Origin of the sequence: Chryseobacterium sp. JAH, from assembly GCF_001507335.1 — a bacterium.
GTDB lineage: Bacteria > Bacteroidota > Bacteroidia > Flavobacteriales > Weeksellaceae > Chryseobacterium.
The window spans coordinates 730,414-746,630 of sequence record NZ_LMAH01000002.1 but is presented as its reverse complement, the minus strand read 5'-3'; the positions used below and the strand labels follow the sequence as shown (position 1 = coordinate 746,630).

Here is a 16,217-nt window from a genome sequence, read left to right as displayed (position 1 = left end):
CAGGTGAGGTTTGACTGGCAGACGAATGACACGACGCATTTTATCAGAATGATGAGTCCCGATGCGGGAGGAACAGATCAGATTACTCAAAACCGTGGTTATGTTGCGATTCCTGAAGTTGGCGATCAGGTGATGGTGAATTTTGTGCATAATCACCCCGATAGACCTTTTGTGATGGGAGGAATGTTTCATGGTCAGGTAGGACTTGGCGGTGGAATTAACAATCATATGCGTTCCATCCAAACCAAAAGCGGTATTAAAGTTTTAATGAATGATGATGAAGGAAGTGTGAATATCATCGATCCGAGTGGAAATACCTATTTCATGGATGGGAAAGGGAATATTACTGTAAATGCTCCGAAAAATATGACTTTTAATGTAGGAGAAAATTTAGATATCAAGGTAGGACAAAATATGAATACTTCTGTAGGCGCAGATCAAAGCAATATCGTTGGTATGAACAAAACGGAAAGTATTACCATGAATAGCTCACAAAGTGTGGGAGCAGTGAAAAACGTGATGATTGGAGGGAACTTTATGACCAATGTTGTGGGCAAAATGATGGAATTTATTAAAGGTAATAAAGAAAGCGAGGTTGAAATGGATAGTCAAAAGGTAGTAAAAGGAGAAAGATTAATTCATAGTGAAAAGGATCATAAAATTCATTCTCAAACTGAAATTAATGGACAAGCTAACGAAAAAACCAATATGCATTAGGATATGTCAAACGATAATGTTGCGAAGATAAGTATCATAGAAGGTGATTCTATTGAGATCGTTAAGGGACAGCATACTGAGTATGTTGGTAAAATGACCTATTCTTCATCCAAAAGATTGATAGCAACAGCTGAAAATGGAAAACTGTTCGGCGATAATCCTGAAGACCCGCCTAAATCGGAAGGTAGAATTATTGATATTGTGATGTTTGTAGCAGGAACTACGGATCCTGGAAATACAGACGGCAAAAAACATCATGCCAATACAACGTATTGGAAATACATTGATGAAAAAACAAATAAAGAAACTGAGCAGAGCTTAAATAATCTTTGGAACAATATTAAGAAGCTTAAACCTCAATTTTTGGATCTGCATATTGAAGGAGAATTTTTCAGTTGGTCCGGTGACAATGATACTAAAGAAAGAACCGAGGCTTCTGAAAGATTATTTGATTTGTTATTGAGGGTATATTCCGGATGGAAAAATCAGGAGGTCCATTTACACTTAATTGGGCATTCGCACGGGGGGAATGTAATTAATCAATTTACAGAGCTTATTTCCAGTAAGGAAATGATAGCGAAATCACCTATTCTAAAACCTCGTAAGATTACTGAGTTTCCCAAACTATGGAAGGTTAAAAGTATTACGTATTTATCTACACCTTTTTTTCAAAAGAAGCATCAGTTGAATCATGGTAAATTACACAAAGAGTGTAAAATCATTAATGTACATAATGATTATGATTTGACCCAGCAATTGGTTGCTAATTTTAGTCTGAACAATTTGGAAGGCTTACTGAAGTCTTTCCAAATGGAGAGATTTGAAATAGGGATCAATACAGTGAAAGGGGTAAAGACTGATGTTATCGCAAAGTATCTGAAAAGCTTCATTTGGCAGGATTTTAAAAACAAGGCAACCTTGGCATGGCAGGAAATGTCAAAAGCTTTTTTAGGATTTAATATTATCACTGCGGAATTTATCAAGTACATTAATTCTCTGAAAATCGAAAGTTCGAACCTGCAAATAGAAAAAGAATCTTTCGTTTCTCTTTTGAATAATCTTCAGCAATGGACCTATGATGTGCACAAAAATTATGCTTCAATCAGTGGAGGCTATGACAAAGCTACCTGGGTAAAGAACATGAAGCTTACACAAGGTTTAAAAGTTTTAAATATTTTGTTTGCTATAAAGAGTGGTCCGAAAGACAGTTACTTATTGAGTTTATTGGCAGGAGTATTTGGCGAAGGCAAAGGAATAACTGATAGTATTGATGAAACATTATGGTCTCCCAAAAAACAAACTAAAGGTTTGACTATTGTAGATGTGCCCATCTATGAAAGTGATCCATACAATTCCAGAAAAAAGAAAAATGAATTTGCAGCTTTTTTGAAAGGAGCACAAAATGCGGTACATACTCGAGAGTTAGAAGATATGCTGATGAGGTTATTCAGTCAATTTATTAAACCGCCGGAATTTAAAAAAATCATCAGTTATATAGATGACGCTGAATATGTTGTAACAGGGAATTTAGACAAAGAACTTAAAATTTTAAGAGGAAATTTTAAGATATATGATTCTTTTATTACCAAATATTATGCAGGTTTAGTTATACCACAGGACGAAAAAAACTTTGACAGTATCTTGAAAAGACCGGGTACATTACCCTATTTGGCGATGGCATCTCATAGCTTAAGTCATACCCAATTGTGGGGGAAAGCAGAGGAAGGTTTGAAAAGTGCTTTCAGTTCGGGAAAAAATCCTGGATATAAAAAGAAATAAATATGGGAAATAAAAGAAATGTCACAGTAAGTTTATTGATCTATGTTTTTAGTACAATTATTTTATCCTGCTGGTATATTGTATTGCACAGATATGAAGAATTAATAAACATAAAAAGTATTATTAAGGTTTTTATGAATGTTGGTTTTATTGGAGCGATTGTTCCTGCAATAATATTCTCACTGATATATTATTTGTTAAAAAAGGTCTCAAATAAGCTGTTACTTACATTTCTGATATTCATATTATTCATTATTTTAATATTTTCAGTGTATTGGATTACCGTTAATATGGTTTTCTATCATATTGGTGATGCAAAATCTTTCTTACAATCGTTGTTGGAAATATTTTGATTGTAAAGTTTTATTATTAAAAAATAACTGAACTATGAAAAAATTGTCACTGTATATTGTTTTACTTCTTCTCTTAGCAGCTACTAAGGTATATTCGCAAAAAACGGATATTAAAGACAATTACACGTCTCAGGTGCAAAAAGAAGAAGGCGATCTGAACCATGATAAGCAAAATGATAAGGTGATGGTAGAAATGGATCTAAAGGACGAAACCAGACCTTTGAGATTACAAATATTCCTTTCGCAGCCTGATAAGAAACTTCAAATGGTGGTTTCTTCTACAAAAATTATTGAGAGTCAGTATCCAACTGATAAAAAAGGAGAACACAATGGCAATCCGATTCCTGATTTTTTTATTGAAGATGGTAACCTAAAAATGCTTACTGATATTAATAATAGAAAAAGCAATTATGAATTTAGGCTGAAGCAGAATAATTTTGAATTACTTAAAATATCACGCGTATTATGGGATGGAAAAAATAAAACTTTTGAAACGGAAATTGACTTAATAGCAAAAACGAAAATCGAGTTTGAGCAGGAATTAGGTTCAGATGAAATCTTGAATAAAAGGACTACGAAAATAAAAGTTTCTTCGCTACCCAAAATTCAGGACTTAAGTTTTTCTGATTTAGAACAGTATTAAAACATTTTTTACAATTATAAAATATAAAAACTATAGATATTCCCAAGTCACAATAAAGCAGATTTCTGTAGGCTGAATCAAGGAAAAGAACAACATAAGAATGAATGATTCTGTAATAAAACAATATAAGAAGGTTAAAATAGAAGGGATTTTAAACCTTAAAGAATTTTCCGGAGAATATGAAATGACTCCGGGAGAACTGATAGGGTTTCATAATAAGCATTGTAACTTTCAGGAATTATTGACATTATCTCTACCAAAGTATGTGGAATACGTTTATATTCCTTCGGATAAGTTTGAGATCAGAGACAGGAAATTACTGAAAAGTGCAACATTGAATCTTCCTGCTGTCTCTAGTGAGAAAATTTATGGCGTTATTATCAAATTTTCACCTAAAGATCTTCAGATTCATTACAGAATAGAGATAAAAAGAACTCCATTTCATTTGGAGCTGAACAAGGAAAAAACTTACATAAACAATCAGGAAATTGATAAGGTTATAGAACAGCTCTTTGAAAAAGCAGAGCAGGTTTTGTATCCGCTTCAGATTTCAGTAAACAAAAATGGTGGTCTTGAAAATATCATTAACCATGAACAAATAGCTAACCGCTGGAAAGCAGATTGCCTTCCGAAAATGAAAGACTATTATCAGTCTGAAACCACAGATCATATTCTGACACAATTGGACCAGGCCTATACAAATCTTAATCTGAAGAAAGGAATGTTTGAAAGAAATATTTTTTACAAATTGTTTTTTTTGCCTGTTTATAAAGGGTATCCAAATTTTTTCGGGAAAGACTTTTTGCAGATCTACTTTTCAAGTTTGTCCCGGAATGCGGGATATACCATAGAATATTCATTACACAAAGAATATACAAAAGGAAATAAAATAGCACTCAAAATAACAGGAACTGAAGATGAAGACGGTTTCAATAAAAACTCATCTAAAGGCAAAATCGATCTATTGTATAAATTTGAACGGGAAACCAGAGAAATATTTTCAATCAATGGCTATCTCTCAACTTTTGAAAAAGGGGAAGAGTACATTATTGAATTTCAAGCCTATGAGCAGAAAAATTCTCAGTCAATTTGAAAAACACTAAAAGAACAAGAAATGAGCGGAAAACATTTAGTCTGTCAAGGTGCTACCTGTATGTGTAACTTCGGAACAGCTCCGGATAAACTTCAGGTAAAGACACAAAGTAAACGCTACATCAATGATAATGCCGGCAGCAAAAAACTGATGGCTACCCATATGGATATTGGCAAAACTTTCGAGAAAAATACTTTCGGAAGCTGTGCGAAAATGAATAACAGCCCCTGCCAAGTTGTGGTAACTCAATGGAGTGGTTTCTATGACAAAATAACGTTGCAGGATAACAGTGGAAAAGCTTTACTGGAAGACAGCAAGGCAACCTGTCCCATTGGAGGGCCAGACTGTATCAAGATCGTCAATCATGGCCAGACCGCCGAAGCTTCTGCACAGAATGTGAAGAATGCTGATGATGAAGTTTTAGCAGAGCTCCTTCCCTTTGTGAATATAAAAGGCGGCGCAAAAAAATACATTCCTATCAATCAATAAAATAAAGTCCTATGGATAACAAGAGCCCATTACATATATATGTTGAATCCAAACCAGGACAGACATTTCACAAAGATATTGGCTGGCTGGAATTAAAAAAAGCTGAAAGTTTCAATATTTTTATCAAAGAATTTAAAGACCGGAAAGACGTATTAGACCAAAAGAAAAAAAAAGATCTGGATAAGGCTAATAAAGACTATACCCAAAAAAGTGATGCCATAGGAAAAGAGGAACAGCAGAGCTATGATTTCCTTGTTCAGAATCATGAAGATTATAAAGCGGGTAAGATAAAAAAAGAAACCTATGATTCCAACTTTGATAAGCGTGAAGAAGGAATAGCAGCCAGGAAAAAGAAATATTCAGAACTCGGTAGTGCCCACAATAAAAATGTTGAAGGGATTAATAAGCAGTATGAAGCTGATCTGAAGGCTATTCAGGATGATTACAAATCTGTCCGCTGGGTACATCAGCTTGTAGGTGACAGACGCCCGGAACTTACTGCAGAAAGCTTTAATGAAGCCATGTCAGCCGGCACATCCAGCTTTAAGTTTTCATTCGGCGAATTTCTGGAAGGCGGTGGTGCGGTATATCTTGAACCTTTTTGGGAAGGGACAACGCCTCAAGGGAAATATCCACACGGTATTCTTATTAATGCTAAAGGTGAAAGTGCTGCTGTTATTACCGCAGAATGGACCAATGCAGACAATATCAAAATTTCAAACCCATTAAAATTTGGTTCCTCAGTTTATCTGAATATTTATACAGACGCTTTATATGGAAACAATATAAAGGTTCAGCTCAAGGACAAAGACCAGGTGATCCGGCTGATCACTTTAGGAATAACTGATTCAGATGATAAACTTTTTGCGACAGAATATCTTAATAACGAGACGGAAGAAAGAACAAAAGAAGATATCTCAAAACAGAAAGAATTTTTTGAAAGACCTGTTTCCGTACATCAGGAAAAAACAGTTCCTTCTACTGCTAAGAGAGGATATCTTGTGGAAGAAGACGGCAATAAATACGACGGTGATGCCAAAGGAAAACCTAATGTGCAAAAGTCAAAATTTGCTGTATTTATAGATCCCTTATGGCAGACTATGTGTGGAGATAGTTTGGAAATCTATCCTGTCGTCTATCATGACCGTATTCCCGGAAAGCAAAAAATCCTTCAGGACTGTATTTTAAAAATTGATAAAAATGCAGTGGAAGAAGTAAAGGTAAATGACTCCAATTCCAATCAGGTCGTTATTCTGAGCCAGGTGGAAACTGATATCGCTTTCTTTCATCCTTGCCAGTACACCGAAATCACAGGGGAATACAATACTAAGAAATCCACGCTGTTTCAGCGCCTCAAAGACAAGTATAAAAATGAGCTCCATTACAGGATTGTTTCTGATGAAAAAGAAAAGCCTGTTAAGATTACCATTAACGATCTGAAAACAGGTGACTGCATGTTCGAAGATAAGCCGGAACAATGGCATGAGAAAAAAGCAGTCACTGTAAAAGATCAGGGCAGATACAAAGGTTTGACTATCGGACGAAATGATATCAGTTTCTCTGTTGCCTATCCCAAACCTTCCCGTGATGAAGTTATTGATATGATGAGCCTGGAAAAAGTAAAAAAACAGGTATATCCGATCCAGTTTAGTTCCTGCGCCATCAGCAAACCACTGAATGTGGAAGTATATCCTGCGGTCTATTATGAAGTAGGTTTTAAACTGGCTGCAGAAAACCCTTTTTTCACAGGGCAGACTAAATCTTACACCCAGAGAAAATATCTGGGCAAAGGAGGTTTTTTTAATAAGAAAAACAATAAAAAAATCCGAAAAGCACAACGGGATGCACGGGATGAAAATTATAAAAACAAAAAACAGGAAGTAAGTGAAGGACGTTTGGACTACAGCCAGTTTGAAGTCGCTTTGGAATGGGGATATAATGACATTAAACAGGAAGCCATTACATTTTCCGGCGAGCATCCCGTTTTTAATATTATCGACAGTGCGATGTGGGTTGTTAATACCATAAGCTTATTAACCTTTAACAAAGAAGCGGATGAAGCTATAGCAGAAAACAAAAACAAACGGCCAGATCAGGTAAAAAAAAGAAATAAACAGCGTAATGCGTATCTTGGCGGTAAAAATAAGAAATTAAGCAAGATTCCGTTCAAAGTAGAAATAAGTCAGCCTGCCTTTGCAGGAGCTGTTAAATGGAGCTATGTGGCAAGCGAAAAAGAAGGTGGTGAGATCGGTACGTTATATGAAGTGAAATTTAAAGCAGATCCGCTCATAGAAATAAAAGGAAGTCTGGATCTTCTTTTTGTAGCCACCAAAATTCCTTATGTAGGACAGGCTATACAAGGAATCACAGCAGTGGCTGATACCGTGGGATCTTCGGATGATTTTTGGAATAAAATAGTTGACTTTTTTGGGGGCGGAGATGAATATAAAATTCAGCTCGATATAGATTATTATCTGGATCTGTTTGTTTCCGGAGCATTTAAAATAGAAGCTACAGCGACGAAGTATCATACCATAGACGGATTTATGGAGAATGATATAACTCCATCAGTGGAAATTAAATTTGGCGTGGAATGTGGAGGAAGTTTAACTGCAAAATTTGGAAACATCTACTCTCTGGAAGCTGAATTCCAGGGAAGTGCCTATGCAGTACTGAATATCGCTAAAAATGCTGAGACCAAAGTACTGGAATGTAAATACCAGGGATTGTATGCAACCATAAAGGCAAGCGTTAAAACAGACAGCGATAATTTAAATAATAATACAGAAGATAATGATGCTGAGCCTTCAGAAAAAAAGTATCTTTTACATGATGGATTTTCGTATGAATTTAAACTTGATTAAAATGAAAAAATTAGTATTTCTATTCATTGTTTTCCTAATGAATACGAACTGTAATAACCCGAAAAATAAAGCAACAGATAAAACAGGTGAAGAAATGATACAGCAGACCGCAAAAGAAAAACAAATCACATATACCATCAACGCTAATGCAACAATACCGGTTGCTATATATTTCAACGACATAAAAATATCAGAAGAAAATACTCCGCTTAATTCATCAGTAGATGTGAACGGATATGCATTGAAAAACGGGAAATATAAAATTAAAATACAGATCTTTCCGGTATTCAGACGGGGAGATACAACGGTAAGTCCGGAAGATATCAAGTCTTGTCAGTTCACTTTTGGAAGCTATGTAAGAGACAGAGGAACAGGAGATATTTTAGATCCGAAAACGTATACCAAGCTCTCAATCAAAGCGCCTGACTCCCCTGTCCCTTATTTTGAGCAGGAATGGGAAGTTGAAATTAAAGACCTTCCTTATGATTTAGCAGGCTGGAGCAAAGGTCAGGATTTATCTAAAATGGATAAAAAAGAACTGGAAAAGAAAGTAGTCAGTTTCCACGAAAAGGTGAGAGAAATATTGAACCAGGGCAATGGAAACCAATGGGCAGATCTCACAAAGAAAAGAGCGGCGGAAACAGCTGTCTTTTATTACAGCACTCCTGAGCAGCAGACTACTTCAGTAAGTGAAAACAAAACCAGTGTTGAAAAATACTGCACCAATATGATGATTCCGCTTGAGGATTATGAATTGAAATTGTATGCAGGCGGTAAGCTGGCAACGTTGGAAAGAAAGAATCATACGATGGAATTTAACCATAAATCTCCATTAGACATAAAAGGCTGGGGCGCATTAATCCGAAAAGGCCAAAAGTCAGGAGCCGCTGATTATCGTATATTATTGTATCTTCCTGAGGGCAGCAACGAATTTGTTATTATCCGTAAATAAAGCACTTATTGTCATTAAACTATGTTCGGAGTCAATATTCAGGAATATCATTCTATCTATTTAACGGTCGCTGTTGTTTTGTTCATGTTGTTTCTTTCTTATCAATGGTGGAAAAAGGAGAAACGGCTAAAAAGCATACCCAAAATCATTATCATTGCAGCCGTAGGCTTTATCTTTTATAAGCTGGTGTTTTATACCACAACGATGGTATTATTTCTTGGATCTACGGCTAAAGACCACTTCTCTACCGATATCAGGGAAGCACAGATTATAGATTTTAAAATTCAAAAAAGCAGAGCTTCCAAAGGAATACTTGCTTATCCAATTGTTCAGTATCATGATCATACCGGGTTTCAACAGAAAATCATGGTTGATACTGGCTTTGGCAGTTCTGACGCTCCAAAACTTCATGAAACAATAAAAATAGTAGTGCACGAGAAAGCGAATGAGGCGAGACTTATTACTGATTTGAAGATGATGACAGGTATTGGCACCTTGATTTTTATTTTCTTTGAACTGATTATTCTGGCCGGAATTACTGAATATGCGCTGACTTCAAAATTTGAAAAGATTCAGAGCAGTGTAATATTTGGGAGTTTTTATGTTTTAATTCCACTTCTCGTTGTGGGAGCGGCTTACTTCTTCGGAAAATCAGCATGGAATAATTTTACGAAAGATCACTTTTCGAAAAGGTTTTGGATTCACAGTTGCATTACGATAGGCTGCTTACTTTTTATGGTTGGTTATATCAATATCGTAAAAGGTCAGAGCCGAAAAAAGTAGGGGCTATTGTGATCATGTGAAAGTACGCTTGAAAAAAGAATTTAAACAATATATACTTCTTTAAAATCGTCACGAACTGCAATAAATACGATTCACTCAAATAAACCATTATTAATTTTAATGATTGACAAAAAAAACTTATTTTAGTTACACCAAAATAAAATGTCACCACAAATATTAATATTGAAAAATAAATGGGAGTATTAGTTACCAACGAAACAGTAAAACAACTTTTTCACATTGCCCAATCCATTGCAAGAGAGAATTACAATGCTACATACGGCGGTCCGCACATTCTTCAGGCTTTAATGCACAAAGATATCGGGCTTAATGAATTCTTAAAAAATATAGATAAAGATCCCGGATATTTCTACGAATGGGCAGATGTCCGCATCGAAGATTATCCCAAAACCACGCATCTTCCTGCTGAGGTAGGTGAGGGCGAGTTTGTCGATCAGATTCTTGAAGAGGCAGATGATATCAGATTAAAATTAGGTTTGGATGAGATTACCCCAATCTGTATTTTGACGGCAATCGTAAAACCTCAGGTCGCTTTCACATTACAACAACTTAAATCTTTACCTCTCAGAGAGCACGAAATATTTAATTTGTACAGAAAAGATACTCCGTACGCTTCATCAGAAAACAGTGAAATTTCTTCGCTTTTTTCTAACGGATCAGACTATTCAGACAATTCTTTTCCTTCCATCAAAAGCTATTGCATAGACCGAACTGCACAGGCCAGACAAGGAACTTTAGAAAACATTATCGGTCGTGATAAAGAACTGAGAATGTTGGTCGAAATTCTTTGTAGAAGAACAAAGCCCAATGTCATCATTATCGGTGAACCTGGAGTTGGTAAAACTGCTTTGGTAGAAGGTTTCGCTACAGAAATCATCAAAGGAAACGTTCCGGAAATGCTTAAAAATGCAACTTTGCTAGAATTAGACACAGGTGCTTTATTGGCAGGAACTTCTTACAAAGGCGAAATTGAAGACCGTCTGAAAAAAGTAATCAACGAGTGCAAGAAGATTGAAAAAGCCATTCTTTTTATTGACGAAATTCACTCACTTTTAGATCCAAAAGGCAGCATCGGAAATATCGGAAATATCCTTAAACCTGAATTGGCAAGAGGTGAAATTACCGTTATAGGAGCGACCACTCAGGAAGAATACAGGAAAATAATTGAGCCGGAACAGGCTTTCAACAGACGTTTCGAAGTTCTCACCGTTAATGAACCGGATGAACAGACCTGCGTGAAAATGATTGATGTTCTTTTAGATGGCTATAAAAAACATCATGGTATCGAAGTTGATAAATCTGCACTTCCCGAATGTGTACGTTTGGCGAAAAGATATGCAAAAGGTAAAAAATTACCGGATGCTGCAATCGATTTGCTTGATCGAACCATGGCCGCAATCAAAATGCTGGATGAGCTTTCGGAAAAAGAACTTCAAGACTGGAAAGAAAATTATGAAAATATTCTGACAGAAGAATTTTCAGATGAAAAAGATAAAGCTGACGAATTAATCTGGAATTACAATTTATTGAGAGATAAAATCAGTCCGATTTTATGGGGATCTTTGAGAGAGCAGCCACAGATTGATAACTCAATGCCAATTGAGCATCTTCAGAAAGTCATTGCAGATACTTTTACAGAATTGATAGAACATGCTTCTACAAAAAGAGAAAAAGTTGGTAAACTTGAATTGGCGGCAGTAATGGCGGCAAAAACCAATATTCCGATCGGGAAACTTCAGGCGCAGGAAAAAGAGAAACTCCTGAATATGGAATCTCTTTTACTAAGCAGAGTTGTGGGTCAGGATCATGCATTGAAAGTACTTTCTGATGCTATTGTTGAAAACCGCAGTGGTTTAAATAAACCTGGACAGCCGATTGGTTCTTTTTTCCTTTTAGGACCTACAGGAACAGGGAAAACTGAGTTGGCAAAATCTATGGCAGAGTTGTTATTTAATGACGAAAAAGCGATGGTTCGTTTTGATATGTCAGAATTTAAAGAAGAACATTCTGCGGCATTATTGTATGGTGCGCCTCCTGGATATGTCGGTTATGAAGAGGGTGGAATGTTGGTGAATAAAATCCGTCAACAGCCTTATACCGTAGTTTTATTTGATGAAATTGAAAAAGCGCATCATTCTGTTTTCGATGTCTTTTTACAGATCATGGATGAAGGAAAAGTGCATGACAAATTAGGAAAAGAAGGAGATTTCAGTAACGCTTTAATTTTGTTTACCTCAAATATCGGAAGCGAAGAAATTGTAAAACAGTTTGAGGAAGGAAAAGTTCCTGAATCATCTTCTCTGATGCAGATTATGTCAAATTCAGGCAGATTCAGACCCGAATTTTTAGCAAGAATTACAGAAATTATTCCTTTTGCACCAATCACGGAATCTATTGCCGAAAGAATTTTTAATATTCAGTTAAAATCACTTCATAAATCACTTCACAGATTAGGAATGACGCTTTCTATCACTGATGAAGCAGTGAAAAATCTGGCCTTAGGCGGATTTAGCAGTAAGTATGGAGCAAGACAGATTTCAGGAGTTATCCGGTCTCAATTAGCAAGACCAATTTCAAAAATGATTGTGCGGGAAGAAGTGAAATCGGGACAGACACTTGTTGTAGGCTGGAGTCAGGAAGAGGACAATATCGAGTGGAAAGTTGAATAATAATGATTGATATCCAAACCCCATGCTTAATTTATTAAGCATTTCGGTTTAAACATTATAATCCATAAGATTTTGAGAATGAAACCTTATTTAAGCCGAATATTATTTTTAGTTTTCTATTTTACCTGTTTTCAAACATTTCAGGCACAGTTTCTTGATGCTTCAGATACTTCAGAAAGCAGTGTGAGGAAATACAGAAGCATTATCAATGCAAATAAAGACATTGTTCAGTTTATAGAAAATTCTTTAGCTAAAAAAGGACTGCCTAAGCATTTAAGAAATTTACCCATGATAGAATCTCATTTTGACAGAAATATTACCTCGCATGCAGGTGCAGTCGGAGTTTGGCAGTTTATGACAGCTCACGCCAATCAATACGGACTTACCGAAGATCGTAGAACTGACATCTACAGAAGTACAAAGGTAGCAGTAGTTTCTTTGGGAAATCTTTACAAAAAATATGGTAATTGGGTGACTGTTATTGCTGCGTACAATTGCGGCGAAGGTAATATTGCCAAAGCCATGCAGTCTGCCAACTCAAGCCAATATCATGTTTTTTCGAAATATTTACCAGCAGAAACAGTCAACCATGTTAAAAAGTATCTGAACGCATGTTACGCAACGGGTGAACTAAGCAGTGTTCTCTCCAATTATAACAATGCCAGGATGAAAAAAATGTTTGACTCTAGGTCGGGTGAGAAAGAAGGTTCGTCTTTATCGGAAACAGAAATCAACGCAGGTTTCAGTCTGAGAATTATTGCAGAAGAATTAAAAATAGACTTATCACAGTTGTTATCATGGAATCCGGGAATTGAAGAAGAACTGAATACGAAAGGTGAAAGTATTTTCTATTTGCCCACTGATTTGATGCCCGATTTTTTATTAAGAAAAAATGTCATACTCTCCCGATCTCTTAAAGAGGGAAGAAAATAATCAGCAATATTAATAATGTTTTTGATCTGTTAAAACTTGTTAACAGATCTTAAATTATCTTAATTTTTCTCATTAGCTAGTGAAATTTATTTGTTTGAAATTTTTGAAACCCTTTGCTGTAAAGGGTTTTAACTTTTATAAAAACAAAAGTAGTAGAACTACTACACAGAATCGTAGTTCTACTACAAAATGTGAAATAATAGGTAAAAAACTTTTTGCTGCCAATGTTTGGCTCTATCTTAGCTGTAGATAAAATATCTAATCACTAAATATTAACTGTTTAAAATTTACAAATCATGGCAGACAATTCAAGAGGAATCTTAAAATTCAACGGAAGCGAAGGACAGAAATTATTAAAGCTTAATTACAGCGTATCAAGATCTACAGACGTTTCGGGACGTGTAGCATCAGATCCTTCCAACGCGCTTATCAAGTTAACGATTGAAGCAACAGAGAAATCTGAAATTCTTGAAAGTTTGCTTAATGGTAAGTACAAGCCAACTTCAGGCGAAATTACTTTCAACAAGTCTCACGAAGAAGGAACTTTGATTACTTTAAACTGGGAGAACGGATATGTTATCCAGCACGAAGTAGACTTCGACGCAGTAGATCAAAATTCTATGCTGATCAGCTTTGTGGTAAGTGCAGAAAAAATCAACTACGGTGGAGCTGCATACGAAGGTATCTGGCCGGGAGTATAATCTCCAGCTTATGAAATGATCAATGTGTATGGATAGTTTTATTCATACACATTTTCCATATACTGTCATTTTCATTGATCAACTTTAATTTCCTAAACTTTCCCCGACATGAATCAAAGTGAAGTAAAAGAAATTCAAGATTTCAACAATTTTAAATATGCATGGTACAGAAACGGAAAGTATTCTGTCAATGTGAAATCATATCTTACCCTCGGTAACGGAAAAGCCAACGAAACAGAAACAGAAGAAATCTGGGAAATTATTCCCGGAGAATACAAACATATCGAAATTCTGATTTCCGATAAAAAGTATATACATTTTGATTCGCAGATGAAACCGTTCTATGACATTTTAGATCAAGTGAATAAAGCAACAGAAAATTTATCCTTGCTTCTGGACGAAGATAAAACAATCGATGAGGTTGAAAATCAGGAAACCATAATGGGAAAATGGGAAGAAATCAAACGCAAAGAATTGCGTTTTCTCCAACTTGTAAAAGAATCTTACAACGAAATTATTACGATCTATGACCAGGAATTTCACAGAATAGAAACTAATATCAAAGCCAATCTTCTATACCAGATATTCTTTTTCCCATTTCCAAGTACTGGAGTCAATTTTCAAAAAGAAGGTGAGTTTAAAGAAAGAGAGACGCTATCAACACTTTTCCCCGGTGAGAAAATTACCTACGATACAAGTTATCAGTTTGAAGAAAAGGAAGATAATTTTCAGATGAATGTAAAAGGAAAATTAAAAAGCAACAGTGGTGATTTTGAAGAAATTTATGCTCAGAATTATCAGAAAGCTTTAAATATTTCTTTAGAATATGATTTGATGATGGAAGGCGAATATGTTTTTAATGAAGATTCGGTCCTGTCAGAAATTGTATTTCATGTAAAAGAAAAGCTCAATGACAAAATGCTTTATGTCTGCAGATATCATATTCAATTATTAACATAGAAAAATATGAGTCAACTGTATATCGCACAGGGAACTCCACTTATGTGCACCAGCGGAAGACGGCTTATTGGGATAGGAGTCAGTTCGCAATCCAGTGTTTATCTTAAAAATGGTCAAAAGCTGGTAGCGACAGAAGATGACGGCTTCAAAGATAATTTTATCTGTCCGCAGATGATGATTGCCGGCGCCGTTGCCGGAGTCGGAATTGCTGCTGCTTTTGGTGGTGGTTTATTCGTGCTTGCCGCCGCAGCCTGGGCAGGAAGCGCTTTGATCGACGACTGTCTCAATATATGTTCTTTTTTAACCAAAGGAAGCGATTGGAGCAATACCCATCAGAAGGTAAGAGTAGAAGGCAAAAAACCCTTACTTCAAAATTCTACATTGAATTGCTTTTTAGGCGGAACAGTGAAATTCCATCTTCCGACACCTGCTCAGATTACTGAGTTGAGTAATGCCGCTGCCATGGCACAGGATTCTTATAAAGATAATGCTGATGATCCAACGCAGATTGGAGATTATACTAGAATGAACACTGATGATCAGGCTGTGCTCGATGAAATGTTTGGTCCCGCAACTTTCGTTCCTGAAGATTTTAACACCAATACTGATGACGGCTTTTTTGCTTCAGTTTATAAAAATAATAATACAGGACAGTATTTCGTAGCTTTCCGGGGGTCAGAACCCAAAGGAATGCAGTTTTATCATGACTGGTTTATTGAAGATGGAGGACAGGCTTTTGGAGCTCAGACTCCGCAGATAAAAAGAACCATGAACCTTGCGAATAAAATGGATGATGCAACCAACGGAAATGTTTCTTTCACAGGGCATTCTCTGGGTGGAGGTAACAGCGCAATGGCATCTTATTATACAGGTTTACCGGCTTACACTTTCAATACGAGAGGAGTTCATGATAATACACTTGAATATTTAGATGAAAACGGTGCGGTAGGTTCTACTTCCAATATCACCAATTACAGTACCAGTAATGATATTCTGAATGCACTTCAGAATAACAGAGAAGGTCTGTTATCAACCCTTGCCATTTCAAGAATTCCCGGTCTGAATAAACTGGCAATTTTTGGAGGTCTGACCGGTGCTGTACCAAGAGCATTGGGAGAGCAAAACGAAATTTTCGGGTACATTCCGGATAATGAAGGAATGAATCTGAAAACATTCGGAAGCGGCCACAGCGCATATGCCGATGCTGTAGAAGCGATGATTGCAACCATTAATACCAATGTAATTGCAGTAAACCCATAG

Annotated in this window: 13 protein-coding genes; all 13 read left to right on the top strand. The window is 36.1% G+C overall.

All coding sequences use genetic code 11. From position 1 onward, the window contains the following. Window positions 1-717 (top strand): phage baseplate assembly protein V (locus AR685_RS18225; RefSeq protein ID WP_228376400.1); only part of this gene is annotated, 717 nt, incomplete at its 5' end. 3 nt (window positions 718-720) lie between these two features. After that, window positions 721-2,496: a hypothetical protein gene (locus AR685_RS07045; protein ID WP_059124130.1), complete on the top strand. Its 1,776-nt coding sequence runs from the start codon at window positions 721-723 to the stop codon at window positions 2,494-2,496. A gap of 387 nt (window positions 2,497-2,883) precedes the next feature. Continuing rightward, complete coding sequence (locus tag AR685_RS07040) at window positions 2,884-3,492, top strand: hypothetical protein (protein ID WP_059124129.1); 609 nt, start codon at window positions 2,884-2,886, stop codon at window positions 3,490-3,492. A gap of 100 nt (window positions 3,493-3,592) precedes the next feature. Continuing rightward, a complete protein-coding gene (locus AR685_RS07035) occupies window positions 3,593-4,585 on the top strand; it encodes a hypothetical protein (protein WP_059124128.1) in 993 nt (330 codons plus the stop codon). A 21-nt stretch (window positions 4,586-4,606) separates the two neighbouring features. Beyond that, the gene (locus tag AR685_RS07030; protein WP_047442429.1) at window positions 4,607-5,074 is read left to right on the top strand and encodes a DUF4280 domain-containing protein; all 468 of its coding nucleotides are present in this window, start codon (window positions 4,607-4,609) and stop codon (window positions 5,072-5,074) included. Window positions 5,075-5,085: 11 nt separating this feature from the next. Continuing rightward, window positions 5,086-7,938 (top strand): hypothetical protein, encoded by a 2,853-nt coding sequence (locus AR685_RS07025; protein WP_059124127.1) that lies wholly within the window; start codon window positions 5,086-5,088, stop codon window positions 7,936-7,938. A gap of 1 nt (window position 7,939) precedes the next feature. Next, a complete protein-coding gene (locus tag AR685_RS07020) occupies window positions 7,940-8,890 on the top strand; it encodes a hypothetical protein (RefSeq protein WP_228376399.1) in 951 nt (316 codons plus the stop codon). A gap of 21 nt (window positions 8,891-8,911) precedes the next feature. After that, a complete protein-coding gene (locus AR685_RS07015; protein WP_059124126.1) occupies window positions 8,912-9,673 on the top strand; it encodes a hypothetical protein in 762 nt (253 codons plus the stop codon). Between the two features lie 194 nt (window positions 9,674-9,867). Then, window positions 9,868-12,363 (top strand): ATP-dependent Clp protease ATP-binding subunit, encoded by a 2,496-nt coding sequence (locus AR685_RS07010; RefSeq protein ID WP_059124125.1) that lies wholly within the window; start codon window positions 9,868-9,870, stop codon window positions 12,361-12,363. A gap of 78 nt (window positions 12,364-12,441) precedes the next feature. Further along, entirely contained in the window at window positions 12,442-13,296 is an 855-nt protein-coding gene (locus tag AR685_RS07005; RefSeq protein WP_082671899.1) for a lytic transglycosylase domain-containing protein, read from the top strand. Between the two features lie 296 nt (window positions 13,297-13,592). Beyond that, window positions 13,593-13,997, top strand: coding sequence for a type VI secretion system tube protein TssD (tssD, locus tag AR685_RS07000; protein WP_047442434.1), 405 nt, complete (start codon window positions 13,593-13,595; stop codon window positions 13,995-13,997). Window positions 13,998-14,105: 108 nt separating this feature from the next. Next, the gene (locus tag AR685_RS06995; RefSeq protein WP_059124124.1) at window positions 14,106-14,957 is read left to right on the top strand and encodes a hypothetical protein; all 852 of its coding nucleotides are present in this window, start codon (window positions 14,106-14,108) and stop codon (window positions 14,955-14,957) included. A gap of 6 nt (window positions 14,958-14,963) precedes the next feature. Then, window positions 14,964-16,217 carry a PAAR-like protein gene (locus AR685_RS06990; RefSeq protein ID WP_059124123.1) on the top strand — a complete coding sequence of 418 codons (1,254 nt, stop codon included), beginning with the start codon at window positions 14,964-14,966 and terminating at the stop codon, window positions 16,215-16,217.